Annotated in this window: 27 protein-coding genes and 1 tRNA gene; 10 read left to right on the forward strand and 18 right to left on the reverse strand. The window is 63.7% G+C overall.

The genetic code is table 11. From position 1 onward, the window contains the following. Nucleotides 1-87: 87 nt before the first annotated feature. A tRNA-Trp gene (locus tag ACVWW6_RS24195) sits at nucleotides 88-163 on the forward strand. Nucleotides 164-262: 99 nt separating this feature from the next. Here the strand turns inward: ACVWW6_RS24195 and ACVWW6_RS24200 are convergent. The 3 genes from ACVWW6_RS24200 to ACVWW6_RS24210 all read right to left on the reverse strand — a co-directional run bounded on the left by ACVWW6_RS24200 (nucleotide 263) and on the right by ACVWW6_RS24210 (nucleotide 2,171). Next, nucleotides 263-1,024, reverse strand: a complete 762-nt coding sequence (locus tag ACVWW6_RS24200) for a glycosyltransferase family 2 protein (RefSeq protein ID WP_060907981.1) — start codon at nucleotides 1,022-1,024, stop codon at nucleotides 263-265. 126 nt (nucleotides 1,025-1,150) lie between these two features. Then, entirely contained in the window at nucleotides 1,151-1,657 is a 507-nt protein-coding gene (locus ACVWW6_RS24205) for a hypothetical protein (RefSeq protein ID WP_161534548.1), read from the reverse strand. A gap of 7 nt (nucleotides 1,658-1,664) precedes the next feature. Continuing rightward, nucleotides 1,665-2,171: a hypothetical protein gene (locus tag ACVWW6_RS24210; protein WP_011088186.1), complete on the reverse strand. Its 507-nt coding sequence runs from the start codon at nucleotides 2,169-2,171 to the stop codon at nucleotides 1,665-1,667. 131 nt (nucleotides 2,172-2,302) lie between these two features. On the opposite strand from ACVWW6_RS24210, the gene ACVWW6_RS24215 reads away from it, so the two are divergent. Beyond that, a complete protein-coding gene (locus ACVWW6_RS24215; protein WP_456681484.1) occupies nucleotides 2,303-3,997 on the forward strand; it encodes a hypothetical protein in 1,695 nt (564 codons plus the stop codon). On the opposite strand, the gene ACVWW6_RS24220 is transcribed toward ACVWW6_RS24215, so the two are convergent. The 15 genes from ACVWW6_RS24220 to ACVWW6_RS24290 all read right to left on the reverse strand — a co-directional run bounded on the left by ACVWW6_RS24220 (nucleotide 3,987) and on the right by ACVWW6_RS24290 (nucleotide 19,580). Then, entirely contained in the window at nucleotides 3,987-5,021 is a 1,035-nt protein-coding gene (locus ACVWW6_RS24220; protein ID WP_097532108.1) for a Gfo/Idh/MocA family protein, read from the reverse strand. The genes ACVWW6_RS24215 and ACVWW6_RS24220 overlap by 11 nt on opposite strands. Nucleotides 5,022-5,024: 3 nt before the next feature. Continuing rightward, a complete protein-coding gene (locus ACVWW6_RS24225) occupies nucleotides 5,025-6,230 on the reverse strand; it encodes a class I SAM-dependent methyltransferase (protein ID WP_456681485.1) in 1,206 nt (401 codons plus the stop codon). Beyond that, nucleotides 6,223-7,440 (reverse strand): class I SAM-dependent methyltransferase, encoded by a 1,218-nt coding sequence (locus ACVWW6_RS24230; RefSeq protein ID WP_161534552.1) that lies wholly within the window; start codon nucleotides 7,438-7,440, stop codon nucleotides 6,223-6,225. The genes ACVWW6_RS24225 and ACVWW6_RS24230 overlap by 8 nt, the downstream gene beginning before the upstream one ends. A gap of 332 nt (nucleotides 7,441-7,772) precedes the next feature. Next, a complete protein-coding gene (locus ACVWW6_RS24235) occupies nucleotides 7,773-8,351 on the reverse strand; it encodes a WbuC family cupin fold metalloprotein (RefSeq protein ID WP_456681486.1) in 579 nt (192 codons plus the stop codon). After that, nucleotides 8,329-8,994, reverse strand: a complete 666-nt coding sequence (locus tag ACVWW6_RS24240) for a class I SAM-dependent methyltransferase (RefSeq protein WP_456681487.1) — start codon at nucleotides 8,992-8,994, stop codon at nucleotides 8,329-8,331. Before ACVWW6_RS24240 ends, ACVWW6_RS24235 begins: the two co-directional genes overlap by 23 nt. Nucleotides 8,995-9,019: 25 nt before the next feature. Further along, the gene (locus tag ACVWW6_RS24245; RefSeq protein WP_011088179.1) at nucleotides 9,020-9,412 is read right to left on the reverse strand and encodes an LIC12192 family sporadic carbohydrate cluster protein; all 393 of its coding nucleotides are present in this window, start codon (nucleotides 9,410-9,412) and stop codon (nucleotides 9,020-9,022) included. Continuing rightward, the gene (locus tag ACVWW6_RS24250; RefSeq protein WP_404522028.1) at nucleotides 9,405-10,211 is read right to left on the reverse strand and encodes a sporadic carbohydrate cluster 2OG-Fe(II) oxygenase; all 807 of its coding nucleotides are present in this window, start codon (nucleotides 10,209-10,211) and stop codon (nucleotides 9,405-9,407) included. The genes ACVWW6_RS24245 and ACVWW6_RS24250 overlap by 8 nt, the downstream gene beginning before the upstream one ends. Further along, nucleotides 10,208-11,326: a DegT/DnrJ/EryC1/StrS family aminotransferase gene (locus tag ACVWW6_RS24255; protein WP_011088177.1), complete on the reverse strand. Its 1,119-nt coding sequence runs from the start codon at nucleotides 11,324-11,326 to the stop codon at nucleotides 10,208-10,210. Before ACVWW6_RS24255 ends, ACVWW6_RS24250 begins: the two co-directional genes overlap by 4 nt. Continuing rightward, a complete protein-coding gene (locus tag ACVWW6_RS24260) occupies nucleotides 11,316-13,391 on the reverse strand; it encodes an aminotransferase class V-fold PLP-dependent enzyme (RefSeq protein WP_456681488.1) in 2,076 nt (691 codons plus the stop codon). Before ACVWW6_RS24260 ends, ACVWW6_RS24255 begins: the two co-directional genes overlap by 11 nt. Nucleotides 13,392-13,401: 10 nt before the next feature. After that, the gene (locus ACVWW6_RS24265; RefSeq protein WP_039184759.1) at nucleotides 13,402-14,250 is read right to left on the reverse strand and encodes a transketolase; all 849 of its coding nucleotides are present in this window, start codon (nucleotides 14,248-14,250) and stop codon (nucleotides 13,402-13,404) included. Beyond that, nucleotides 14,225-15,262 carry an aminoglycoside phosphotransferase family protein gene (locus ACVWW6_RS24270; RefSeq protein WP_456681489.1) on the reverse strand — a complete coding sequence of 346 codons (1,038 nt, stop codon included), beginning with the start codon at nucleotides 15,260-15,262 and terminating at the stop codon, nucleotides 14,225-14,227. Before ACVWW6_RS24270 ends, ACVWW6_RS24265 begins: the two co-directional genes overlap by 26 nt. After that, nucleotides 15,259-15,870, reverse strand: coding sequence for a hypothetical protein (locus tag ACVWW6_RS24275; protein ID WP_456681490.1), 612 nt, complete (start codon nucleotides 15,868-15,870; stop codon nucleotides 15,259-15,261). Before ACVWW6_RS24275 ends, ACVWW6_RS24270 begins: the two co-directional genes overlap by 4 nt. A 5-nt stretch (nucleotides 15,871-15,875) precedes the next feature. Beyond that, nucleotides 15,876-16,877, reverse strand: a complete 1,002-nt coding sequence (locus ACVWW6_RS24280) for an NAD-dependent epimerase/dehydratase family protein (protein ID WP_456681491.1) — start codon at nucleotides 16,875-16,877, stop codon at nucleotides 15,876-15,878. Nucleotides 16,878-16,901: 24 nt separating this feature from the next. Next, nucleotides 16,902-18,467: a PfkB family carbohydrate kinase gene (locus ACVWW6_RS24285; RefSeq protein WP_011088170.1), complete on the reverse strand. Its 1,566-nt coding sequence runs from the start codon at nucleotides 18,465-18,467 to the stop codon at nucleotides 16,902-16,904. Between the two features lie 84 nt (nucleotides 18,468-18,551). Beyond that, nucleotides 18,552-19,580, reverse strand: a complete 1,029-nt coding sequence (locus tag ACVWW6_RS24290) for an SDR family oxidoreductase (RefSeq protein WP_456681492.1) — start codon at nucleotides 19,578-19,580, stop codon at nucleotides 18,552-18,554. Nucleotides 19,581-19,740: 160 nt separating this feature from the next. Here ACVWW6_RS24290 and ACVWW6_RS24295 point away from each other — a divergent pair, with 160 nt between their 5' ends. From ACVWW6_RS24295 to ACVWW6_RS24330, 8 genes are all read left to right on the forward strand, one after another. Next, nucleotides 19,741-20,328 (forward strand): SIS domain-containing protein, encoded by a 588-nt coding sequence (locus tag ACVWW6_RS24295; RefSeq protein ID WP_231166508.1) that lies wholly within the window; start codon nucleotides 19,741-19,743, stop codon nucleotides 20,326-20,328. Nucleotides 20,329-20,376: 48 nt separating this feature from the next. Continuing rightward, nucleotides 20,377-21,363, forward strand: a complete 987-nt coding sequence (locus ACVWW6_RS24300; protein ID WP_456683176.1) for a lysylphosphatidylglycerol synthase transmembrane domain-containing protein — start codon at nucleotides 20,377-20,379, stop codon at nucleotides 21,361-21,363. A gap of 85 nt (nucleotides 21,364-21,448) precedes the next feature. Continuing rightward, nucleotides 21,449-22,717, forward strand: coding sequence for a methyltransferase domain-containing protein (locus ACVWW6_RS24305; protein ID WP_456681493.1), 1,269 nt, complete (start codon nucleotides 21,449-21,451; stop codon nucleotides 22,715-22,717). A gap of 358 nt (nucleotides 22,718-23,075) precedes the next feature. Continuing rightward, nucleotides 23,076-23,267: a preprotein translocase subunit SecE gene (gene secE, locus ACVWW6_RS24310; protein WP_007611620.1), complete on the forward strand. Its 192-nt coding sequence runs from the start codon at nucleotides 23,076-23,078 to the stop codon at nucleotides 23,265-23,267. After that, on the forward strand, nucleotides 23,267-23,821 hold the full coding sequence (gene nusG / locus ACVWW6_RS24315; RefSeq protein ID WP_007602985.1) for a transcription termination/antitermination protein NusG: 555 nt from the start codon (nucleotides 23,267-23,269) through the stop codon (nucleotides 23,819-23,821). The genes secE and nusG overlap by 1 nt, the downstream gene beginning before the upstream one ends. A 131-nt stretch (nucleotides 23,822-23,952) precedes the next feature. After that, entirely contained in the window at nucleotides 23,953-24,381 is a 429-nt protein-coding gene (rplK, locus tag ACVWW6_RS24320; protein ID WP_011088164.1) for a 50S ribosomal protein L11, read from the forward strand. 6 nt (nucleotides 24,382-24,387) lie between these two features. Beyond that, nucleotides 24,388-25,080 (forward strand): 50S ribosomal protein L1, encoded by a 693-nt coding sequence (gene rplA, locus ACVWW6_RS24325; protein ID WP_456681494.1) that lies wholly within the window; start codon nucleotides 24,388-24,390, stop codon nucleotides 25,078-25,080. Nucleotides 25,081-25,187: 107 nt separating this feature from the next. Further along, a complete protein-coding gene (locus ACVWW6_RS24330) occupies nucleotides 25,188-26,141 on the forward strand; it encodes a 2-hydroxyacid dehydrogenase (protein ID WP_304565410.1) in 954 nt (317 codons plus the stop codon). The last annotated feature ends 448 nt before the right edge of the window (nucleotides 26,142-26,589 follow it).

Genomic DNA, 26,589 nt, shown 5'->3' on the forward strand with positions numbered 1-26,589 from the left:
AAGCGAAGGGAGCGCGCTTCTCCCTTGCAATCCGGCCGTCCCCTGTGCTTGAAAGCGGCCGTGATCCTAAGGCGACGCAGGGTCCGTAGGAGTGTAGCTCAATTGGTAGAGCACCGGTCTCCAAAACCGGGGGTCGCAGGTTCGAGCCCTGCCACTCCTGCCAGCGAAATCAACCACTTAGACTAGATACTGGCGGGATGGGGCAAGATTGCCCCGGCAGGCGCTCGCGGCCGCCCGCAGCGATGAGGGCCTCGGCCGGGGACTAGCGTGCGGGGGTCCGTCCGGCGTCAACCGGAACCTGATCGCGATCGACATCCCGGATGGGAACGCGGCGGAGCAGCGAGACGATGGTCCCGATGAGCTCCAAATAGGTGCGCAGCCGCAGCGCGCGCGATGACCCCTTCAACTCCGCGTTCAGGCTCACGGGGACCTGGACATAGGTGAGGCCGAGTTGGAGCAGCGAGATCAACGCGCAGATCTGATAGCCGTAGCCGTCGGCCCTGACCGCGATCTGGCGCAGCCATTTCACGGGGTAGACGATCATGCTGTGGTAGTCGGACAGCCAGAAGCCGAACATGCAGTTCAGGACGAAGCGCAGCGAATGCGACTGGATCGAGCGGTTGACGGAACGGTCCGACTGGTTGTCACGATAGGTGATCACCATGTCGGCGGCGCCAACCGCCTTGAACATCCTGGCAATGCCTTCGTTCTGGAAGGCATGATCGCCGGGGATCAGGGTAATGGCATCGAACTTCGCGCGTGACAGGGCGTATTCGAAGCCGGCGCCGACGCCCCGCCGCTCGGCGTTATGATGAACGGTGATCCGCCGGTCGCTGGCTGCGAATTCGTCCATGATCGCGCCGGTGGCATCGGTGCTGCCGTCGTCGATCAGGAAAATCTCGAAATCGTCCAGCAATTCGCGGGCGAGCGGCAACACGCCGTCGATGGTGTCGGCGATCTTGTCCTGCTCGTTCAGCGCAGGGATGACGATCGTAAGACTTTTTTCCGCCCTGGAAGGTGTCATCACATACCGCCGTCGCCGGCCACTCAGTACTGTTGGAACCTCACCTGCAACGCTAGGTGATCAAAATCCGGCCAACAATATCGGTCCAGTCAATCAGGTCAACGCAACTGCGTTGCATTCGGGCAACTAGTCGGCAAAATCGTAGAGTCCGGTATCGCCGATGCCGAAGGCACGCCGTAGCCGCGCGATCCGTTTTGCCATGGTCTGTCCGGCCGCCGTCGCGGCAAACCGCGGATCGACCTGCTCGACCAGACCCCCGTCAATCAAGATCTTGGTCCGTCCGCGGAACAGTTCTGGAACTTGCCCTTCGACGACGTCCGACAGCGGAGCCGCCCGGTCGGGCCGCTCGGCAAGACCCAGCAGGATGTCCAGCGAGACCGATTTGTAGACTGCGCCGAAGGCGAAAACGTAACCCATGACGCCAAAGCCGAAAATCGATGCGGCGTCCCAATAGCGGAATTGCGGAAGGATCAGGACGCCGAGCAGCACGCCGAGAAGATGCGCAACGACTGCGGCGATCGCGAGCACGATCACCGGTGCCAGCGACCATGCCCGAGCGCGAGCGACGAACTGCAGGACAGGCGCCAGCACGGCAAATGCGACGGCAGCGATGAGACCGACAGCAAATGACATCGTGTCGCTATCCAAGACCCGTTGAGAAACGAACGAACTTGACGAGATGCGCCACCGCAAGTCCTTTGGCCGTCGGCGCCAATTTGCCGTCGGCTATCATCACCATCCCCGAACCGATCAGCAGCTTCAATCGATTGTGTGCGAAGGTGCCGAGATCACCCCCCTGCATGTAGGCCGCAGCCCATTGCTCCAAGGTGAGGGGAGATCCGGCCCGGACGAGTGCCGTGAGCAGCGTCAGGGTGAAGCCCCAGGCCAGCAGGCTGAACAGGACGTAGCAAAGCATCATCGCCGTCGCCAGAAGGAAGAGGCCGCTGACCACGTCGTCGAGGAGCCTTGGACCCGGAATTGCGATGCAGGCGATCACAAAGAGCACGACCACGCTGAGACAGCCCAGCCGAAAACGGCGGCCGGCACCTCGAATGGCGGCGATACGTGCATAGCAAAGCAAGAGCAGCGGAAGCGCGGCACTGAGACAAATCGCAGTGGTCTGCGCCGGGCCCGGTAGGAAATTCATCGCGGAAATCGCCTCGGACGCCTCTGTGGTGCCCAGCCTGTACGGCGTCTATAGGAGGTCGCATTTTGGGGGTCAATGCCCGTCATCCGGCCCTTGCGGCGGTCGGGTGGGCGTGCGAATTCTTGCCGTCGATGCCATCTCTCTCCCGTCCCAGCACATCCGCGACGCTGCGCGCGACAGTCGTTCTGCTGGCGCTGCTGCTGGTCGCGCATGCGCCGATGCTGCTGAACGACGGCCTCTTCATGGACGACTGGCTGGTGCTCAAGCCGCGTCCGGATTTCGTGATCGACATCGATTTTCTCCTGAGCGCTGCGGGCCATCCGATCTTCTTCAGCTACGACACCTTCGCCAACTGGACCGGCGCGCCCATCGCCGTGATGGTGGCGCTGGCGCTCGCCGGAATTCTCCTCGGTGCGACGTGCCTGGCTCTGACCGCAACGCGTCTCGGTCTGCTTGACCGTGCGGAGGCGGTCGGCTTCGCGCTGATCGTCTGGACCTATCCCGGCTATCAGCTCTGGGCTGGCAAGGCGAACGCGGTCTACGTGTTTAGTTTCGGACTGCTGTTCACCGGTGCCTGGCTGTTGACGCTCGCCTTCACTGCTCGCGGCCTGCGACGTGTTCTGCTTCGTGTCGCCGCTGCGCTCGTGTTCCTGCTGAGCTTCGCGCTCAACTCGACGATCGTACTCTATGCCTTCATGGTGCTCGGCCTCTTCGTCGCGATATGGCGGGGCGGGGATGCGGCGCATGGCTTCGTTCGCCGCACATGGCTCGCGGCCTGGCGCTGCGCTCTGGGCTATCCGGAATTGATGGTGCTTCCTCTGGTCTATTGGGGCACGCTCAATATCTGGTTCAAGCGGATCGGCGCGTACGCGCAGCACTATGGCGCCCATTTTCCGACGCTCGGCGAGTTGGCGAGCGGCTGGAAGGCATTTTTCATCACGAGCTATTGGGACGTCATGGCTGGCGCGCTCAAGATGACGATCGAGGTACCGGCGCCGCTCGGCGTTGCCGCACTTCTCGTCGGCGCCGCCCTATTGTTGTTGCGGTCCGAGACGGAGCCGACCACCGCGAAATATACGGTTGCCGCGCCGCTCCTGCTCGCCGTCGTGTTGTTTCTGGCCTTGTCGTTTCCCTATCTGGTCGCCGGCCTGCGGCCCTCCAGCTTGCACTTTTATGAGAGCCGTCATCTGCTGATGTTCGGCCTGCCATTGGCGTTGATCCTTCTCGGTCTCAAGCGATGGGTCGAACACGCGATCGGTCCGAAGGCAGCCTTCGCGGTCGTGCTGGGATTTGGATCGGTGCTGTCGATCGGCCTGCTGTGGGACACATACATCTTCATGCAGGCGAGAACCCTGAAACAAGAGGCCCTGGCGAACGAGCTCGTCAGCCGCGCCCGGCCGGCAGCAACGGTGTTCGCGCTCGATGACGGATTCGTCGACTACCCGTCGCGCCACGTGCCGTTCGGCTTCGCGGAGGTCACCGGCATGCTCCGCCTTGCCTGGGGAAATCAGCCATTTGTCGGCTTCGCCTTGCGCGGCGAGAGGTCGAGCGTTCTCCAGGACGTCGAACTGGCCCGGACAGCGCCAGGAAGTGCGTTTCATCATGTCGACCCGTCGGGCCCCCAGGCGACGATCTCGTTCCAGCCGGGGCCCGGCGCGGCGCCAAACTGGGTTCTGGTGCGCAAGTACTATGCATGCCGGCTGCTGGCGCGCTGCGACGTATCGCAGCTTCTGCGTCAACTTGCCGAGGTCACCATCAAGCCAGGGCCGATCGCGGGGATAACGCCGCTCGATCGCCCGAAAGCGGATGCGATGCCTAGCCGCTGACTTGCCGCTTCCAGATCGCCTCGGCGAGCGCGATGTCGGCCACCGAATCTTGGCCGGACGCCAGGGGCGTTCCTTGTTCGACAATATCGGCGACGAAAGCGTCGGCCTGACGCCGAAACGCCCAACTCCCTTCGCGCACCAGCCGCGTGCGTTGTCCGCCTTGGTCGAGAATGACCTCCGCCTCCTGCTCGGCAAAGGGCGGGGGCAGTTCGATGGTCAATGCGCCCCGCTCGAAATCGATCGTCAATCCCTCGCGCCACGCACCTTCGGATCCATTCACCAGATCCAGCGCGCACGCGACGCCGTCGAAGTCGAGGGTTATGCGCGCCGCGCCCGCGATCTCGACGGTGCTTTCGGCGACTGCCGGCGACGATCCGAGCAGGTAGCGCGCCAGATTGATGATATGGCTGAACACGTTCAGAAAATTATCGTAGCCGGGCCGCATCGCGCTCGGCATCCAATCGGGGCCATCCTGCCAGAGCTCGAGCCCGTCCGGCCGGGTTTCGCCGGTCATGACGAAATTGTCGTGCGATCGGCCAGTGTCGCCGCCGAAGCACCAGCCCCTTGCTCCGACAACGCATCCGAGCGAACCGTCTGTGCGCAAACGCGCCAGCTCGGCCAGCGCGCGCGCTACGCCGGCGTCGTGACGCTTCATGTAGCCGATGCTGTAGACGAGGCGCTGCCGCCGCGCAGCCTCGACCAGCGACGCGGCCTGAACCGTCGTGTAGGCCATCGGCTTCTCCGACAGCACGTGCCGGCCGCTGTTTAACGCGTCCAGCACGATCGGGCCGGTGGCGCGACGCTTGGTCACGACGACGACGGCGGATACCTCGCTGTCCGCGAGCAATTCCAGGTGCGTGCCGTAGACCCGCGAGATGCCGAATTTCTGCGCCGCGGCGGTTGCCAGGTCAGGTCGGAGATCTGCAATCGCAACGACGCGGCAGGCGGGATTGGCGACGAAATTGGCGAGGTGGCACATCTGGCCGACCATGCCCGTTCCGATGATGCCAATGCCTGGCCTCACTTGCTACGATCCCTCGATGCGCTTCCGGACGACGAGGAAATGCGCCGGCTGCCCCCAGGTGTTGATGAACGCCTGGTCTGACTGGGTGAGGGCGGCGATCGCGGACGCATCGCGCCGTCCGATCGCGCTGAAGATGCGATGGAAACTGTCGAGCGTTGCGGTGATGGCTTCGATGTCGGAAGCATCGTCGGCGAAAATGTCCGTCGTCAGGATCGTCTCGCGTAACGAGGCGAGGCTGGTGATCACGCGGGGCAGGCTGTCGCCGAAGGGCTCGTCGATCATCCTGTCCACATCAAGCACCAGAGCTTCGATCGAAGCCGAGATCGCGCTCACCGCGTCGGCCTTGCCGACCAGATAAAGCTTTCGTCCCCCGAGGAAGCTCAGACGGCTGCGGTCGAGATGGCGCGTGGCGCGACGCAGTTTCTCGTCCGCCGACAGGACCTTCTTGTGCCAGTAGACGTCCAGGCTGTCGCGATAGGCGGGCCATGCCGAATGGATGTCGAACCCCTGCTCATGCGCCGCCGTACAGAGGGCCTCCGCATCGAGGAAGTAGCGGTGCCGGACGAACGGATTCTCGAGCACGTCCATCAGCCAGGATTCGAAGCTGCGGGTGTGCGGAATGCTGTTCCACTTCGGCTCGAACAGCAGCTTCGCCGTCTCCAGCGCGGAGCGGCCCGTCAAGACCTTGCCGGCGGCATGGATCGCCTTGAGTGCGAGCTCGAAGAAGCCGCCATAACGTTCGTAATAGGAAACGACGGCGTAACCGTCCGGATTGAGCAACCGATGGAAGATGCCGAGCCATTTTTCGCTCGGCTGCACCGTGTAGATGAACCCTTCGGCGTCGATGACGTCGAAACGGCGGTCGCTGCGAAACCCCTCGACGTCGGACAATGCGAGTTCGCGAAGACGTTCCGCCTGGCCGAAATGCGCGAAGTAAGCCTCAATCTTCGGGTGCGCATGCCGGTTCGGTTCGGCGAGCGTCATGTTCGCGCCCCAGCCGGCAAACACCAGGGCGTTCTCACCGGAATCAGGACCGAATTCGAGAACCTCCGCATCGCGGAACAGCCGCGCAGGCAGCACCAGCTTGTCCGAAAAAAGCTCGCGACGCTGGCCGGCGTAGGCGGCGAGTTCGGCAGAGGATTTGAAATTGCCGAACGTCGGCAGGATGTCCTGGCGTTCGTAGTAGTTGAAGAGCTTGTCGTCAGCCATGCTGCGACCCTGCGGCCGCCTCGAGGCGATCGAGCTCGCTCCAGATATCGGAGGGCGCGAAGATGGAGACGATGTGCAGCGGACGCTTCACGTTTTCGCGCAGCCGGCTGCTGACCTTGGCTTCGTTCTCCTGGTTCACGGCAAGAAGGCAGACGAGCGGTTCGGACTTGCCAGCGAGATCCTCGGGCGATCGGATCGGAATCCCGGTGCCGGGTAGGAACAGTCCCTGACGCTCCTTCTGATCGTCGACCGAGAGATCGACGAGATCCGCAAGTTCGTGGGCATTGGTGAAGGTGCAGGCGCGGCAGCCCGCGCCGTAGATGGCGATCTCGGCGCCGCTGGCGCGGGCCTTGGCGAGAATCGGTCGCAGGCGGGCGCCATACTCCCTCGCGCGCTGGCCGAATTTCTCGCCGACGCCGGCGGGGGCGGGCGGTGGCGTCACGTCGCGCGTCGCACGGCGGGCCGCGATCGCGAGGGTGCCGCCGCTGAAATTGTATTTCTTCACGGACACCGCCTCGAAGCCGTGGCGCGCCAGCAGCGCGACCAGGGTCGGCTCGGTGAAATAGCTGACGTGCTCCTCCCAGAGGACTGAGAGGTCGCCGGCCGTCGAGCCCGGCGCGAAATCCGGCACATCGATGAACAGCAGCCCGTCGTCGCTGAGCGCGATCTTCACGCAATCGAAGAAGTTCTCGAAATCGACGATGTGCTCCAGCACCTGGCGCGAGACGACGAGATCGAATTTGCCGGCCTGCGCCACGGCGTCGTGACACATCGCAGGGCTGATCATGTCGGCATAGACCTTGATGCCGCGCTCGCGGGCGATCTTGCCCGACACCGGGTTGGGCTCCACGCCGACCAAAACCTTCGCGCCGCGCTCGCGAAGCTTGTCCATGAACAGGCCGTCGTTGCAGCCGATCTCGAACACGGATTGATGGCTCGAGAATTTCGCGATGGTATCGAGCTCGTCGACCTGGTGCGGCTCAGGCTTCCAGCTGCTGAAATTGTAGTTGAACTGGCGATACAGGATGTCGGGATCGATCGGCTTGACGATCTGCGGCAGACCGCAATCGCCGCAGGCGAGCACCTCGAACGGATACCGTTCCTCCTGCTCGTTCCGGCTGTGCCGGAGCCGATGCGCAATCGGCATCTGCCCGAGGTCGATGACCGGTCGAAGGTTGGTCGAATGGCAGAGGCGGCAATGGTCGGTCACTGGTTGTTCTCGCATTTGGCAGGTCTGACGAAGCGATGTTCAATGAAACCGGCGCGGCCCGCAATGAGATGGTCCCGGATACATCCAACCCGGGGTGCACGGCGCAGCCCTCGGGCCGTTGCGTCCTCAACCAATGCAGGTAGCAGTCGTCGGTAGGTCCCGCAAGACGTGCCGCTGTCCATCGACGGGAGGCGGGCACGGCGTGGCTTCCGCCGTGTCGGCGGTCCCCAATGCGATCTTTCTGAAGTCGCGCGCAACGTAGGCAGCTTCATCGGGTAGGTCGTCCTCGAACGTTCAAGGCGGGATAGTCGAGTAGCGGTATCAGTCGAAATCTAACGTCCCGCCAGATGCTCCGCGGCGAGCACGCTAGTTTTCGCGACATAGTCCTGAACTGCGGCGGCATCGCTGCCATCCGGTGCCCAGTCGGGAAATGCAGTGCGGGTGGGGTCGAAAGGGCCGGCGGTGGTTTCGTGAAACACCAGCCACTCCGAGGTGATCAGGATCGAGTGGAAGACCTGTTCGGGCATCCGGTAGTAGCAGCGCTTGCCCTGGCCGTAGGGCGCCATCTCGAGCACGTCGCGAATGCGGCCATCATCCTCGAAGATCACGACCTGCGCCGTACCCTCGATCACGTGAAACGATTCAGGTTTGCCAAGATGCTTGTGGGGCCGCACATAGGCCTCGCGATGATGCACGATCAGCATCTCATGCAGGCCGGACGAGGGATCGGGATGCGTGCACAGCCGGCTGCGCAGGCGCGGGTTGCCGGCGGCAATACGCTTCAGCTCCGCGATCGTGGCGTCGTCCGCCGTGACGATGGCGTCGTCCGAATAGTAGACTTCCGGATTTTGCGCGCGCAGCGAAGTCGGTGGGCGCGGACGCGCCGTCTCATTCGAAGAAGATGAATCCATGGTCGCCCCGATAGCCGCATTTATCGTAGATCCAGGCCCATGTGTCCGGGCCATGGAAGCTCAGGCAGGTGAGTTGCCAGTAGAGGAGATTTGCCTTCTCGCGCTCGTTGCGGAACGATTCCACCATCAGATATTTCGAGGCGCCGCGTCCGACACGCTCGATCTCCGACACCGCGCGGAAGACGTCCTCGAGTGGAAGGTTGTGCAGCACGCCGAGCGACACTACGAGATCGAAGCTGTGATCGGGGTAGGGCAGCTCGACGGCGCTGCCGACCCTCAACTGCGGCCGCACGTCCTCCTTGGCGTTGGCGATGCCATACTCGGAGACATCGATGCCGGCGATCGTGAGGTCGGGGACGAGTTGGGTGAACTCGTAGAGCAGATAGCCCTTGCCGCAGCCGACATCGAGCACGCTCATGCCCGGCTTGATGCCGTATCGGTCGATCAGGGTCTGGGCGAGCGGGCGCCACCGTCCGTCGTAGCGATAGCCGCCATAGCCGTAACGGCGGTCGCCGTCCCAATAGTCGCGTCCCCATTGCCGCGCCACGGTGGCGGATTCGGCCTTGTCGTGCTCGACGACGCGCTGAACGTAGTCCCGCTTGGTCGATGCGTGCATCGGCTGGAGCAGGTTGATCTCGGTCATGATCGTCAACCGGTCCGCGGCATCGTCACAGGATGGTCGCGAATTTATTGACGAGCAGGATGTCCTCGACGGCCTGGATGTCTTTCTGCGACGAGAGCGTGATCTCCTCCACGGCCGCGTGCAGATCGCAGCCCTCGCGCAGCACGCGGTCGTAGATCTCCCGCCGTCGCGCCTCGTCGGGCGGCAGCATAAAGATGCTGTAAAGGATCAGGCCACGCAGCCGCGGCAGCTCATCCAGGATATCCTCGAGCACCATGTAGCTGCCGGGCATGGTGTGCTCTGCGGCGCTGAGCAGATAGTGCAGGTTCTTCCGCCGGGCATAGTCGCGGATCACGATGTTCTGGACGTGCTGCGGGGTACGGCTGCCGTTCAGCGGGCGGGCGCCGATATAGCCGCGATGACCGGCTCGCTCAGCCATGGAAGCCTCCGGGCAGCTTGTATTGCATGCCGACCCGTGTCGCCGGGCGCAGCAGGATCGGTTCGAAGAATTCGCCGAAGCGCTTGTCCGCGTAGGGGGACATGATGCTCTTGAAGCGGCAGTTCATGCTCCAGCGTGTGCCGGGCTCCTCGTTGACGCGATTGCCGTGCATCAGTGTCTGGTTGAAAAGCATCACGTGACCGTAGGGGATCTCGATGAAGGTCGCGTGCGGCTTGATCGTCTTGTACAGCTCCTCGGCGCTGCGCAGGCTGGCCATCCGGTCCTGCATCTCGCCGTTCAGGGACGGCGGCAGCAGGTACATCGACTTGGTGTGGCCGACGTCGACCAGCGGCACCCACACCACGACCTCGAACGGCGAGTCCCCCGACCAGACGTCGGAATGGGTGGCGAGCAGCGATGAGCTGTCGCCGGGAAGCTGGATGCTGAGATTGACGCGGCGCTGCATGCAGAGCTCGTTGCCGACGATGGTCTCGATCGTCGAGCGCGCCAGACGGAAATAGGTCGGCCGGAACCAGGGCTCGGCGTTGAGGCCGTTGAAGACGTGCAGCCGCAATCCGTTGAGATCATCCACGTTCACGCGCGTGTGGATGGTGTCGAGCATCGCATAGGGATCGTTGCCGTGCGGCAGCTTGAGATAGTCCGCCGCGAGTTCGGCGGCGCGCCGCTGGATGCGGTCGAGCCCGGCGCGGTCGTCGGCCGGCGTGGTGACAAAACCATCGTCGATGAAGCGCTGCGCCAGCGCCTGCTCATCGGCCTCGAGGAAGTCCGTATCCGTCATGCGAAGTACTCCCGGGCGGTCGCGCAGATATAGCTGATATCGGCGGCCGAGAGGAACTGGTTGATGGGAAGGGTGAGGATCTGGTCGGCCTGCTGCTCGGTCACCGGAAATGCGCCGCGACCATGACCCAGATGCGCTGCCGCCGGCTGCAGGTGGATCGGGACCGGATAATGGATCGCGGTCTCGATGCCGTTGTCGGCAAGATATTTCTGGAAGTCGTTGCGGCGGTCGGTCTGCACCACGAAGGTGTGGAACGTGTTGAACTCGATGTTGCGGCAGGGCGGAATGAACAGCGGCAGGCCTGCGAGCTCGGCGCGGTATTGCGCGGCGTTGCGCCGCCGGCGCTCGATCACCGAGGGCAGGTTGCGCAGGCGAATGCGAAGCAGCTCGGCCTGCAGCGTGTCGAGCCGCGATACGATGCCCCATTCCTGGACGTCGCTGCGGTTGATCAGACCGTGATTACGCAGGCGGCGAATTCGTGCGGCAAGCTCGGCGTCGGCGGTGACGAGGAAGCCGGCATCGCCCGCGGCATTGAGGTTCTTCAGCGGATGCGCGGAGAAGCAGCCGAAGGTTCCGATGGTGCCGCTCATTCGCCCGTCATAGGTCGAGCCGACGGCCTGCGCGCTATCCTCGATCACGGCGAGGGCGTGTTTGCTTGCGATCGCCATCAGCGGGTTCATGTCGGCCATGCGCCCGGTCAGGTGCACCGGCATGATCGCCTTGGTCCGCGGCGTGACGGCGGCCTCGACCGCGGCCGGATCGATGTTCTGGTCCGGCAGCACGTCCGCAAAGACCGGCGAGGCGCCGACTGCGATGATCGCGGCGGTCGATGCCACGAACGAATTCGGCGGGGTGATGACCTCGTCGCCGGGACCGATGTCGAGCGCCCTCATCGCGAGGATCAGCGCATCGGTGCCGGAATTCAGCGTCACGACATGCGGCGAGCCGAGATAGGCGGACAATTCCTCTTCGAGCTTTCCGACCGCCGCACCGCCGATGAAATCGCCGCGCTGGAACACGCCCTCGACCGCCTGCATGATCTCGGCGCGCTCTTCCTCGAATTGCGCCGGAAGGTTGACGTAACCGATGCGCCGGCGGCCGGTGTCAGCGTCCATGGCAGAACTTCCGAACAGTCTCGATGACGCGGTCCTGCTGCGCGCGTGTCAGGTGCTGGTCCACCGGGAAGCTGATGACTTCCTTGGCATGACGGTCGGTAACCGGGAACGTTCCCGGGGCGTAACCGAGATGCTTGAGGCCTTCCTGCTGATACAGCGGGATCGGATAGTGGATCTTGGCTTCGATGCCGTTGTCCAGGCAGTACTTGTAAAGCTCGTCGCGGCGTTCGGCGAACACCATGTAGAGGTGATAGACGTGCTTCACGTTGGGCCGGCGCGGCGGCACGCGCAGGCCGGGCAGGCCGGCGAGGCCTGCGTCGTAATAGGCCGCGTTCTCGATCCGGCGCCGCGTGATCTCGCTGGTCTGGCCGATCAGCCAGTTGCCGACGACGGCCTGCAAGGAATCGAGCCGCGAGTTGCAGCCGAGGATCGCGATCTCGTCGCGGTTCTTCATGCCGTGGTTGCGGATGAGCCGGAGCTTCTCGTTCATGCCGTCGTCATTGGTGACGACGACGCCGGCATCGCCCCAGACGTTCAGGTTCTTGAGCGGGTGCAGGGAAAAGCCGGCCGCGATGCCGTGGGTGCCGGAGCGCTTTCCCGCGAACTCAGACAGGATGCCCTGGCAGGCGTCCTCGACGACGGGGATGTTGTGGCGCTGCGCGATCGCCATCAGCTTGCCCATGTCGGTGACCTCGCCGGTCAACTGAACCGGCATGATCGCCTTGGTCTTCGCTGTGATCGCGGCTTCGACATAGTCGACGTTCATGCAGAACGAATCGTCGCAGTCGACCAGCACGGGCTTCGCCCCGGTCTCCGCGATGGCGCCGACGGTCGCGATGAACGTATTGGCGGCGGTGATGACTTCATCGCCATGGCCAATGCCGAGCGCCTTGAGCGGCAGTTTGAGCGCGTCGGTGCCCGATCCGACGCCGATGGCGTGGCGCACGCCGATCAGCTCGGCAAAGCGCTTCTCGAATTCGGCAACGGGCTTGCCAAGGGTGAAGTCCCCGGTCGCGACCAGCCGGCCGATCTCGGCCAGGATGGGGGCAGGATCGGAGAATTGCTCGAGCAGATAGGAATATCGAACGTCGTACATGTGGCCCGTCAGGTGGAATGGAGTTGAGGGGAGGCGGTGTGCGAGGGCGGTAAGCGCGCGCTCGATCGAGGCGGCAATGGCGCCGGCGGAAAGCCCGTGCTTCTTCAGCAGCGAGTCCTGCGAGCCGTAATTGTGCATGAAGCTGTCCGGCAGCGACAGCCGCAGCATCGTCGGCAGGCCTGCCCCGAGCTTGTCGATCAGCGTCTCCGCGACCGCGCTGCCGAGGCCGCCGGACGGGACATGCTCCTCAAGAGTTGCCACAAGCTTGATGCCGCGGATCGCTTGCAGCAGCGCCTCGGTGTCGAGCGGCTTGACGGTATGCATGTGCAGGATGCCCGCGCGGACGCCTTGTGCCGCCAGCAGGTCGGCTGCAGCCAGCGCCCGCTGAAGCATGATTCCGGTGGTCACCATGAGGACGTCACCCGGCGGCCGCATCAGGATGGCCTTGCCGATCTCAAAGCCGTGCTCGGCCTTCGAGACGATGGCATCGCCGCCCTTGCCCAGGCGGATGTAGATCGGTCCCTTCCAGTCGAGGGTCTGCTCCATCATGCGCGCCGCCTCGTCGGCATCGCACGGGCAGACCACCGTCATGTTGGGCAGCGCCCGCATGATGGCGATGTCCTCGATCGCCTGGTGGGTGGGGCCGAGCGGCGCATAGACGAGCCCGCCGCCATTGGCGATCAGCCGCACCGGCAGATTGTGCAGGCAGAGGTCGACGGCGACCTGCTCGTAGCAGCGGCGAGTGAGGAATGTCGCGATGGTGTTGACGTAGGGCACGAAGCCTTCCATCGCGAGGCCAGCCGACATGCCGATGATGTGCGCTTCCGAGATGCCTTCGATCAGATGGCGCTTCGGAAACTCCTTGCTCATCGCGCGCAAGGTGCCCGCGCCGGGATCGGAGCCGATGTAAAGCACACGCTCGTCGCGCGCGGCGAGCTTGTGGACCATGTTCATGGCGGTGTTGCGCATGGGGTGCCGATCAAAAATCGCCGACAGCAACGCGTATCGCGTCGAGCTCGCTGTCGGTCAGCTTGTTCTTGTGATGCCAGTCGGCGTTGGATTCTGCGGCCGGCAGACCCTTACCCTTGACGGTATGGCAGATGATCGCGGTGGGTTTCCCCGCAACGGGCGGGACTTGCTTCAGGACGGTGCGCAGGGCGCCGACGTCGTGGCCGTTGAGCTCCTGCACGGCAAAGCCGAAGCTGCGCCACTTGTCCGCAAGCGGCTCCAGCGGCAGCACGTAGTCGGTGGGCCCGTAGCTCTGGAGCTTGTTGTAGTCGATCAGCGCGACGAGGTTGTCGAGCCCGTGCTTGGCCGCGCCCATCGCCGCCTCCCACACCGATCCCTCGTTGATCTCGCCGTCGCCGAGCAGGACGAAGGTGCGGTAAGTGCGTTCGCGCATGCGTGCGGCGAGCGCAAGGCCGACACCGATCGACAGACCATGTCCAAGCGCGCCAGTCGAGGCCTCGACCCCAGGCACCATTCCGTATTCGGGATGTCCGCCCAGAATACTGTCCGGGCCGCAAAAGCCGTCCAGCTCCGACAGGGGGAAGAAGCCGCGATCGGCCAGGAGCGCGTAGAGCGCCAGGCAACCGTGTCCCTTGCTGAGAATCGCGCGGTCGCGATTCGGATCGCGCGGGTTCTTCGGATCGATCCGCAGCACATCGTCGTAGAGCACGCGGACCATCTCGATCAGCGACAGGGCCGGACCGACATGTCCGCGTCCCGCCGAACGGACAGAACCGAGGACCAGGCGGCGCAGGTAAAGGCTGCGCTCGTCGAGCGTGCAGGTGAGGGCGGCTTCAGCGTGGGGTGAGATCTGGATCACGTTGGCAAATCGTTTGATGGAGCTGGCGGGCTTTGTCGAGCTGACCGGCGAGGCGGACCGTCAGGTCGCCACCTTGCGCAGCCAAGGCGCGCCGGGAGCGGCTTTCCGGCAAATAGGCATTCAGGACAATCAGGCACCAAATCGCTCCAAACAGAGGATACAGTACGTCAAGGCGGATCGCAAACGCGTCATCCCTAGCCGCGAAGGCTTGCGCGAGGCGTTCGGTCAATCGATTTGCTTTGGCTTCAGGCAGATTGCTACCGGGGTGAATCGCGGTGTCCGACACCAGCTTGACCGGATCGTCCCAGCCGAAATATTCGAAGTCGATGAAGCGCAGCCGGCCGTCCGCGGCGCGCAGCGCATTGTGTAGTCCGAAATCCGACGGGCTCAACGCGCGATGCGCGGGCGCAAGGTCCGCTGCGGGATCCCGGCCGAGTTCCGCATAGCGCTGGCGGAGCCGCCGAATCGCGATGGCAGTGCTGGGAACCAGGCTGTCGTCCATGAACGCGCGCAGGTCCGGATGATCATCCGAAGCGCGCCTCAGTCCGTCCAGGCGCTGCTCGTACTGGGCGACGGCTTCCTCGGGCGAGAAGATGCTGGCCGAAGCGTTCCGCAAAGTTTGCGCGCCGTCGGCGTTGCGCAGTTTCTGCAACGCGATCAGGAAATCAGCCAGTTGATCGGCATCGCCGTCCTGAGGGCGCAGCGCCGCCGCTTCGCCGTCGAACCATTGATACAGCGCGCAGAACGCACCCGAATCCTTCGCGATCGGGCGCGGTGTCGACATGATGCCGTGGCGCGACAGAAACGACAGCGCGTCATATTCCTGTCCCAGGCGGTCGCGCCCGTCGGACGGATAATGCTTGAGGGCGAGGGGCGGTCCCTCCGCCATCTCCAGCCGAAACACCCTGTTGTTACCGCCGGCCCGCGCCGGTTGGGCGGCCGCGACCCGCACTCCGGCCAGGCGGCTGCCGATCGCCATTGCATCCGGCGCGCTGATCTCGGGCTCGCTCATTCCGCAAACACCTCGTGGCGGATGCCGGTCCATGTCGCGATCGGCTTGCAGTGTTCGGGGTGGGGAGGCTGCGAACGCGTGAACAGGATCGATCGCGTGCCCTTCGGAAAATGCGGTTGCTCGAACACCTCGACGAGATCGTCGATGAAGATGTCGAGCTCCAGGCTCACGATTCGCTCGACCTTGGCGGCCATCGTGTCCTCGAAATAAACGTCGCCGGCAGCCACTGCCGCATCCGCAGCGTCGATCAGGCCGGCACCACGCAGCCAGCCGCGCGCGGCTTCACGCAGGTCGGTATGGTCGGGATCCTGATGACCGAATCGGGTCTTGTGGCTGACGATGTACACCTTCGCGCCAGCCTGTCTGCACGCCGCCAGGAATTCCCGCACGCCCGGATAGATTTCGGCGCCGCCAATGCCCTTGCCGTAGACGAAGCCTTGCAGCCCTTGCCAAGCGAGCTCGCCGCCAGTGCGGGATCGCAGATGATCCCGCACATCGGTCTTCGGCCCCTCCCAGCCCTCGGGCACCAGCCCGCGCTGACGCGCGACGGCGGCAAAGACCTTGTCGTAGCAGATGATCGTGTTGTCGAAATCGATGCCGATCCGCACGCCGCTCACTTCAGGCTGATATTCTGCATCATCTTGATGTTGAAGTACCGGGGGTCGTTGAGCGAGTTCGGCAGGCGGCCGGCCTTGAAGGCGTCCACCAGTCCGGACACGGCTTGTTCGATCGTGTGCGTCGGCGCAAATCCGAGTTCGCGGCGGATCTTCTCCGAGGACACATGGTAGGAGCGCAGGTCGTCGGTCGGCTCGACCGCGATGTCGACGTTGTTGCCCACCACCGATTTCACGATGTCGGCGATCTTCATGAGCGAGTGGTTTTCGTAGCCGATATTGTAGGTCTTTCCGTCGATCTTCGCGTCGTCCTGCTGAAGCAGGAACAGATAGGCCGCGGACATGTCCTCGATGTGCAGGTTGGGCCGGCGCTGCGTTCCGCCGAACACGCGGATGCGGCCGGTGTTGACCGCGAGATTGGTCAGGATGTTGACGACGACGTCGAGCCGCTGCCGCGGTGCGTAGCCGCAGACGGTGGCGGGACGAACGGTGCACGCGACGAACCCGGACGCCGCCTCGCCGGCAAGGTCGGTCTCGCACATCGCCTTGAACTTCGAGTAGTCCGTGAGCGGCTCGCAGGACAGCTCCTCGGTCACCTCGGCCTCGTCCTTGATGCCGTAGACGCTCGAGGAGGAGGCATAGATGAAGCGCTTGATGCCCGCCTTCTTCGCGGCGCGCACCATCGGCCGGAAACAGTCGTAGTTGATGGACTTGCCGAGCGCCGGATCCAGCTCGAACGAGGGGTCGTTGGAGATGCAGGCGAGGTGGATCACCGCGTTGTTGCCGCGCAGGGCCTCGTTGATCGCGGCCTCATCGCGGATGTCGCCCTTGATCAGCCGGAGATTCGGATTGTTGCGAACCGCGTCGAAGACGGATTCGCCATACATGAACAGGTCGAGCACGGTGACCTTGTGGCCCGCGGCCAGCAAGTGGGGAACCAGCACGCTGCCGACATAGCCGGCGCCACCGGTGACCATCACGTTCCATTTCTGATCAATCACTGTCGTTCTCCAGAATTCTTTGCGCTACTTCAGCAACGCGGTGACAAACTTGACCAGGGGGGCCTTTTCGACCGAGTTGCGGTGACCGACGATGCCGACCTTGATCGCGCCTGCGGCATTGCCGATGAAGGCGACGTCCTCGATATTGCCGCCCGCGGCAACCAGCGGCGCCGTGATCGTCAGGAAGGCATCGCCCGCGCCGACGGTGTCGACGACGGTCTTGGTGAAAGCGGGGACACGCGCGACACCCGTCTTCGACGAGAAGGGGTAGCAGCCGAAGGAGCCGTGCGTGATGATCATGTTGTTGCAGTCGATCTTGCGGTGCAGGCCGTTCTCGATCACCGATGCGATGTCGTTGAACTTGTCGGTGGCCGCCAGGCGCGCTTCCGGCGCGTCGATGCAGATGTAGTCGGCGCGCGGATACTTCGTGATCAGATTGTAGCCGTGGTTTCCGCTGTTGCTCTGGGCGTTGATCGCCAGGAACCTGGAGTTCGCGATCAGCGTGTCGATCGTGCTGGGGGCGATCATGCCGTGACCGAAGTCGGTGACGATCACCACATCCCCGCCGCGAACGCGCTCGGCGGTGATACGGTCGATCTCCGTCCGCTCGGTCTCGTCGAGCGGCGTGTCGTCCATGGTGTAGACTTCGAAGAGCTTGTGCAGATAGCCCAGCTCGACGTATCGCAATTTGCGGGTCGTCGGACGGCCCTGAACGCGGATCGGCGTGAGCGTGACATTCGGGCGGACATGGGCGCGGATGAACTCTTCAGGGTAGTCGTTGCCACCCAGCGTCGTGACGATCTCCACCGACTTGCAGAAGCTCGCCACGTGATTGGCCGCGGCGATGACGCCGCCGGCAAATTGCTCGCCGTTCTTGAGCAGGGTGGCGACGATGTTTTCCTTCGAGGCCTTTCCGAGCGCCGTGACGTACTGGTATTCGTCGATGATGGTGTCGCCGACCAGCACGACGTGCATGTCCTGGATCTTGTCGATCAGCTTCAGCAGTCGTTCGGCGCCACCGCCTTCGCGCACCTTCTGGAGGTAGTCGCGCAGAGGGGGATCGTAGATGTCGAAGTAGCGGTTCATCAGCGACGACGAGCTGAAGGTCACGTCGCGCGTGAAGACGATGCGACCGCCATGACGCTCGACGGCCTCTCGCTCGGTGGCAATCTTGCCGGTGACGTCATCCTCGGGGTTTTCGTAGTCAGAACCCTTCACGTAGATGTCGGGGCGCACGGTATCGAGGATCGGCTCGGCGCTCGATGTCTGGTTGATGCCGACCCAGTCGACCGTGCCGAGCGCGGCTAGCATCTCGGCGCGCATGTTCTCCGGGAAGATCGGCCGCCCGGGGCCCTTGTTGACAAAACGGTCGGCCGTAACGGTCACGATGACGACGTCGGCCTCGTTGCGCGCCGCCAGGATGTGCCGGACGTGGCCGAGATGCACCAGATCGAACACGCCGTGGCAGAGCGCAACGGTGCGGCCCTCGGCTTGCGCGGCGCGCGCGACCGCTCCCAGTTCCTCGATCGTCTTGATCTTCTCGTGCGGCGCCGGATGGACGGCCGCCTTGTCTGTCGCAGAATTGCCCATGTGAGTTACCCAAAAGCGCCGGCCGGCCTCAGCCGGCTGGTCCGAAATTGATCGATTCGCGGTAATGATACCCGGCGAACCTGTTCAATAGCTTGCCTTCTGCGGGGTACCGGGCGCCGAATCGCTGTCGTCACCGAGATATTTGAACCAGTCCTTGGTGGCGTCGGCAATCTTGTCCACCGTCCACAGGGGGGCGTCCTTGTACTGGTCCATCGACTTCAGCATCGTCGCGACGCCGTCCTCGAATTTCACCTTCGGCGTCCACTTCAGGACCCGCTTGATCTTGGTGATGTCGGCGTAGGTGCAGTCGGGCTCGCCGGGGCGCTTGGGAATGTGGACCTTGTCGCCGCCGAGCAACTCGACCAGCCGGTTGACGTTGTAGGTGTTGTCCGAGCCGACGTTGAAGATCTCGTGCGAGACGTCGGAACGCGCTGCCGTGACGAAGGCGTCGGCGACATCGCTGACGAAGGTGAAATCGCGGGTCTGCTCGCCGTCGCCGACCACCGTGAAAGGCTTGCCGGCGAGCTTCTGCGCCATGAACACGCCGAACACGGCACCATAGGTCCCCGTGGTGCGATGGCGTGGCCCGAACACGTTGAACAGACGGAGCGCCACCGCCGGAAGCTTGTAGACCTGGCACCAGTGCATGACGCACTGCTCGCCGAGATTCTTGGTGAGCGCGTAGGGGTACATCGGCCGGATCTCGGCGCTCTCCGGCGTCGGATAGATGTCGGGGATGCCGTAGCAGGACGACGACGCCGCATACACGAAGCGGCTGACGCCTGCCTCCCGCGCAGCCTCGAGAACGTTGACCGTGCCGTCGACATTGGCGCGGTGATACGGGATCGGCGATTCGATTGAGGGAACGATGTCGGCGAGTGCCGCAAGGTGAAACACCCAATCGATACCGGAGAAATACGGGCTGATCGACTCGCGGTTAGTGACGTCGGCACGGACGATCTTCAGCCGGCTCGAATCGGCGCGCGACGATAGATTTTCGGAACGTCCGATGACGAAATTGTCGAGCGCGATCACCTCGTGGCCGTCATCGAGGAGGCGATCAACGAGGTGACTGCCGATGAAACCGGCGCCGCCAGTGACGATGCATTTCATAGGAACATCCGTAGCGCGAATGCCCTGCGGGCGTCGCCAATGTTGAGTGAAACCCTGAAGCCGACTAACAGCCGATCGCAACTTTTGCAAGTATTATACCTTTGCAATCGCTAGTAATAGCCGGTATCAGGGCGTCATGTTGCAGTCGAGCCGTCACGCCATGCCCGCCGAATCTCTCGATCCCGATCACAAGGCTTTCCTCGACGATTACGTCGGACGCCTTCATCGCGCGACGGCGATTGACGACGGTGTTTTTGCCGGCATCTCTGCCACCCGCACGGCCTGGTTGCGCACGCGCGAGCAGGGCGGTCGCGTCATCTTCATCGGTAATGGCGGCTCGGCCGGCATCGCCTCGCATCTGGCGATCGACCTCGCAAAGAATGCATCGGTGCCTGCGCTGTGCTTCAGCGATGCAAGCATGATGTCGTGCCTTGCCAACGACTACGGTTTTGAGGACTGGATCGCGCACGCCGTGCGGCTGAGCGCCCGCGCCGGCGACTGCCTCGTTGCGATCAGTTCGTCGGGGCGCTCGAAGAACATTCTCAATGCGGTCGCGCAGGCGCGTTCGATGAAGCTCGATGTGATCACGATGTCGGGCATGAATGCGGACAATCCCCTGCGTAATCTCGGCGACGTCAATTTCTGGGTGGACAGCCGCAGCTACAACATTGTCGAGACCACGCACCAGTTCTGGATGATGGCCGCGATCGACCTCGTCATCGGTCGCGCGGAATACCCGGCGTCCTGAGGCGGGTATCGGATGCAGTCGCGCTTTAAACAGACAGCTTTGTTTTCGGTGAAGCTGTTGCTGTCGATCGCGGTGCTGGCCTATATCGCGCGCGGCCTCGATCTGGGCCGGTTGCGGACTCATCTCGTCTCCGTCGACCCCTTCCTGTTCGCTCTCGCGCTGGCGCTGATCTTCTTTCAGACCTTCGTGCTCAACGGCCGGTGGGAGCTGATCATGCGTGCGCTCGGCGTGTCGCTGGACTGGTTCGCCGGCTGGCGGATCCTCATGATCAGCCTCTGGTTCAACCAGGTGCTGCCGTCGTCGGTCGGCGGTGACGCGGTTCGGATATGGCTGTTGCGCCAGCGCGGCGTGCAGTGGCCGGAGGCGGTCAAGGGGGTTGCCGCAGACCGTTTCACGGCGTTGATCGGGCTGATCGTGCTGATGGCGGCGGGATTGCCGCTCCTGATGTCGCGCGTGTCCAACGAGGCCGCGATCCTGGCGATCGGCGGGCTGACGCTGGCGGGTGTCGCCGGCACCGTGGTCCTGTTGACGCTCGATCGCCTGCCGAAGCGTCTCATCGCGCTTCCCGCGATCGCAAGCTTCGTCCGGTTCGGAACGCTCGTCAGATTTCTTCTCGTGCGATCCGAGTGCCGCGGTTTGCTGCTCGGATCGGCGCTCCTCATCCATCTCGCGACGGCAGCGGCCTGCTACGTCCTGGCGCGCGGCGTCGGAGCGCAGCTCTCGGTGCTGGACGCCGGCATCCTGATTCCGCCGGTGGTGCTGTTGACGGCTGTTCCGATCTCGATCAGCGGCTGGGGCGTTCGCGAGGGGGCCATGGTCGCCTGCCTTGGCCTTGCGGGCGTTCCTTCCGAGGAGGCGCTGTCGGTTTCGCTCCTGCTGGGGGCCGTCAGCGTGTTCATCGGTCTTGCAGGCGGCGTGATCTGGCTGGCAAGTCCGGAGCGCGGCTCGTATTCCGCGGGCAAGGCGGCGAAGGCTGCGGAAGAATCACCGAACTACGGGCTGGCGAAGGCCGAGGAGGTATCGAGCCACCCTTGACCCGCTTGAACCAGTTCTGTCCATCTGATCTTCACAGGGTGGGATTGCCCCACCTGCGCGCATCTCTCCGTTTTCCGGTTCCACGATGAAAAACCTGTTCTACGTCCGTCATAACTGCCGCCTCTGTCACTCGGACAAGCAAGAGCTGGTCGTCCCGATGGCCGGCATGCCCATTGGCACGCCGAACTTCCAGGTGCCGGACGCCAGCGTTGACGATCCCGTCTTCAGGGCCGCGGTGCCGATGGCGCTGCATCTGTGCAGGGACTGCGGCCATCTCCAGATTCTCCATGTCGGCAATCCGGAGGTCCAGTACCGCAACTACGTCTACACGACCTCGCTCTCGCTCGGCCTGCGGCAGCATTTCGAAGGCTATGCCAGCGACGTCGTCAGCCGCTTCGGAATCGCGCCGGGCTCGCTGGTGGTCGAACTCGGCAGCAACGACGGATCGCTGCTCGGCTTCTTCAAGGAGCGTGGCATGCGGGTGCTGGGCGTCGATCCCGCCGTCGACATCGCGCGGCGCGCGACTGAGGCGGGCATCGAGACCATCGGCGATTTCTTCACCGACGCTGTCGGGCACCGCATCCTGAAAAGCCACGGTGCGGCGAGCGTCGTGATCGCCAACAACATGATCGCGAATGTCGATAATCTCGATCCGCTGGTGATCGGGGTCCGTGACGTGCTTGCGCCGGACGGGTTGTTCGTCTTCGAAACGCAATACGGCGTCGACGTCACCGAGAAGAACCTGCTCGACACCGTCTATCACGAGCATCTGTCGTATTTTAACATCAAGCCGCTGACGCGCTTCTTCGCGCGGCTCGGGATGGAAGTGATCGACGTCCAGCACATCTGGACCAAGGGCGGCTCGATCCGCGTGACGGTGCAGCGCGCCGGCGGCGCGAAGAAGCCGTCGGCGGAGGTCGCGCGGTTCATCGCCGAGGAAGACCGGCTCGGCGTCGATCAGCCGGCCTATTATGCGCCCTATGTGAAGCGGATCGCGGCGATTCGCGACGAGTTGGTCGCGATGGCCGATGCCGCCCATGCGCGCGGTCAATCTGTCGCCGGTTATGGCGTCTCCGTCGGCACCACGACGTTGCTTCCGCAGTTCGGCCTGGAGGGCAAGATCGACTTCCTGGTGGATGACGATCCCAAGAAGGGGAACGTGATGGCCGGCCCCGGCTACGACATCCCGATCCTGCCGCCCGCCGCCCTTTACGAGCGCAAGCCGGCGTTCGTCGTCGTGTTCGCCTGGCGCTACGTCGATCCGATCCGGGCCAAGCATGCCGGTTATTTCGCGGACGGCGGAAAGTTCGTGGTGCCGTTGCCGGGCATTTCCATGGTCGACCGGGCCGATTGACGCGCCTCCTGCGGGCGCCGTCAGCGTGAGGCGGGTGGTGAGGTCGGTCCGAGCGTCAGGAGGACGCTCGACCCGGCCCGGTAAACCGTTGATTCGCATGGGCTCTGCCGTAGGTCGTCCGGGGACGAGGGACGCTGGACGGGTGAGCCGTGACCTTGACGTTTGGCCCTGTTCGCAGTAGATACCCGCCACCTGCAGCCGGCCCGTTAGACGCGGATCTCCGGCGCGGCTTTGAAATCCCCCGAACAATCGAGCCCGGTTTCCGGCTCATCCTTCGAGACAGAGGGCTGGGCCAACGGCGGCTGTTCGGATCCCTGAAATTCATTCGCGTCTGTCGACGGACGTTGGACATCAAACGATGGCAGTCAGCCCGTTCAAGTTCTTGCAGGAAGTGCGCTCGGAGACCGCCAAGGTCACCTGGCCGACCCGTCGCGAGACCACGATCACCACCATCATGGTGTTCGTCATGGTCGCCGTGGCCTCGATCTTCTTCTTCGCCGCCGACCAGATCATCCGTTACCTCATTACCTTCCTCTTGGGCATTCACTGATGGCTACAGCAACCGCTCAATTGTCCGACAAGCGCTGGTACATCGTCCACGCCTATTCGAACTTCGAGAAGAAGGTCGCCGAATCGATCCGCGAGCAGGCCAAGCAGCGCGGGCTCGAGGAGCTGTTCGAGCTGGTGCTGGTTCCGACCGAGAAGGTCACGGAAGTGCGTCGCGGCCGCAAGATCGACGCCGAGCGCAAGTTCTTCCCGGGCTACGTGCTGGTGAAGATGAAGCTGACCGACGAGGCGTTTCATCTGATCAAGAACACGCCGAAGGTGACCGGCTTCCTCGGCGCGGAAAACAAGCCGATGCCGATCTCGGAAGCCGAGGCCATGCGCATCCTGCACCAGGTGCAGGAAGGCGTGGAACGACCGAAGGCGTCGGTGTCGTTCGAGATCGGCGAGAACGTGCGCGTGGCCGACGGCCCGTTCGCCTCGTTCTCGGGTGTGGTCGAGGAAATCGACGAGGCGCGCTCGCGCGTGAAGGTCGCGGTGTCGATCTTCGGCCGCGCCACGCCGGTCGAGCTGGAATTCGGTCAGGTCGAGAAGGTCTGATCGGGTCGCGTGAAGCCGAGGGCTTCGCGCAAAGAGAGGCCGTGGGAGGGAGAGGGCGGTTGCCAGCCGCATCCGACCCAGACCACGAACCTGAAACCGCCGGCGACATGCCGGCACAACAGGAGTGATACATGGCAAAGAAAGTGACCGGATACCTGAAGCTTCAGGTCCCGGCCGGTGCGGCGAATCCTTCGCCCCCGATCGGTCCCGCGCTTGGTCAGCGCGGTCTCAACATCATGGAGTTCTGCAAGGCGTTCAACGCCCAGACCCAGAAGGAAGAGAAGAACACCCCGATCCCGGTGATCATCACCATCTATGCGGACCGTTCCTTCACCTTCGAGATGAAGACGCCGCCGATGTCCTACTTCCTCAAGCAGGCCGCCAAGATCCAGTCCGGCTCGAAGGCGCCGGGCCGCGACAAGGCCGGCAAGGTGACCAAGGCGCAGGTGCGCGAGATCGCCGAGAAGAAGATGAAGGACCTGAATTGCGACACCATCGAATCGGCCATGAAGATGGTCGAGGGCTCTGCCCGTTCGATGGGTCTGGAAGTGGCGGGGTAAGCGGTCATGGCAATCGGAAAGCGTTTGAACAAAGCCCGCGAAGGTGTTGACCGCGAAAAGCTTTACCCGCTCGCGGAAGCCATCAAGATGGTCAAGGAACGCGCGAAGGCGAAGTTCGACGAGACCATCGAGGTCGCGATCAATCTCGGCGTCGATCCCCGTCACGCCGACCAGATGGTCCGTGGCGTCGTAACCCTGCCGAACGGCACCGGCCGTACACTGCGCGTCGGCGTGTTCGCCCGTGGCGCCAAGGCCGATGAGGCCAAGGCGGCAGGTGCCGACGTCGTCGGCGCCGAAGACCTGGTCGAGAAGGTGCAGAACGGCTCGATCGATTTCGACCGCTGTATCGCCACCCCCGACATGATGCCGCTGGTCGGCCGTCTCGGTAAGGTGCTGGGCCCGCGCGGCCTGATGCCGAACCCGAAGATCGGTACCGTGACCATGGACGTCACCGGTGCGGTGAAGGGTGCCAAGGGCGGCTCGGTCGAGTTCCGCGTCGAGAAGGCCGGCATCCTGCAGGCCGGCGTCGGCAAGGCCTCGTTCTCCGAGGAGAAGCTGGTCGAGAACATCAAGGCCCTGGCTGACGCTGTCTCCAAGGCGAAGCCGACCGGTTCCAAGGGGACCTACATCCAGCGCGTTGCGGTGTCCTCGACGATGGGCCCCGGCGTGAAGGTCGAGCCGGGCACCATTCTCGGCTAAGGTTTGCCTCGGCTAGAGGTTTGGAAATTGCACGAGGCGAGGGGCGGAATTGGGCAACCGATTCCGCCCCTCTTCGTTTGTGGCGGCGTTCACTGGAAACAAGAACAATGGCTGACAAGGTCCTGATCTACTCGCGCTTCCCCAAGACGATGATGGCGCGCTTCGCCGAGCGGTTCGAGATGCTCGACACCGGCGGCAAGCCCGTGCGGGAGGTGTTTTCGGCGGACGAGCTCGGCGGCATTCGCGCGATGCTGACTGGGGGCGGCACCCCGCTCGGGGCCGAGGCGATGGACCTGTTTCCGAATCTCGGTGCCATCGTCTGCTACGGCACCGGCTATGATGGCGTCGACCTGAAAGCGGCCGCCGCGCGTGACATCGCGGTCGGCCACAGCCCGGGGGCCAATGCGGCCTCGGTTGCCGATATCGCGATGACCCTGATGCTGGCGACGACGCGGCGGATCCTGGTCGCCGACCAGTATGTCCGCAGTGGCGATTGGGCCGCGTCAAAGCCCTCGCCGATGATGCGTCCGCAGGCCGGCATGCCCGGCCGCCGTATCGGCGTCTACGGCATGGGCGAGATCGGCCGCAAGATCGCCGCGCGCTGCGCCGCCTTCGAGAGCGAGGTCGGCTATTTCAGCCGCAGCAAATACGATCTGGCCTATCAATATTTCCCGACGCTGGAGGCGCTCGCCGACTGGTGCAGCGTGCTGATGATCGCGGTCCGGGCAGGGGCCGAGACACAGCACGTCGTCAACGCCGATATCCTGGGGCGCCTCGGGGCGGACGGCTATGTCGTCAACATCTCCCGCGGCTCCGTCATCGACGAGAAGGCCCTGGTTGCGGCGCTGACCGACAAGACCATCGCCGGCGCCGGCCTCGACGTCTTCGAGCAGGAACCGCACACGCCCGACGCGCTGACCGCGCTCCCGAACGTCGTGTTCGCCCCCCATATCGGCGGCCACACCCTGGACTCGCACGTCGCCATGCAGAACTGTGTACTTGCGAACTTGACCGCGTTCTTCGCGGGCAAGCCGCTGCCTTACGCGGTCAAATCGGCCTGAATCGGTCCTTGTTGGGCCATCTCAAGCCCGCCCGGCAACGGATTGGAACTGGTGTGAATTTTGCTCTTGGCAAGCAGGCCCGGAGCGGTTAAAGAACCGCCTCCGGACGTGCCGGCCTCGGCTGGCGCGTTCGTGCACGCATTCCGAAAACCCGACAAGACAGGAGATCATTCCTTTTCAGGACGTCCGCAAGGATTTGCCGGAAAAAGGAAGGAAAACCCGTCGGTTGGTGGAATGCGGGCAGGGGTCGGGCGGTTCGCCGGCTGACCTTGTCCTGTCCAAGACTGCAGGCGCCCGCGGGAAATTTCGATTTCTCAACGGCTTAATCGCATGGCCTGCATAGACGGGTGAAGACCGGATTTCACTTCGCATCCAGCTTTAAGGGCTGGCTTGCGGAACGGGTCTGGTTCGGACCTCGACACGCCGTGGGCTCTAGCGGGCTCCCGGA

It is taken from the genome of Bradyrhizobium sp. USDA 3311 (assembly GCF_054062495.1).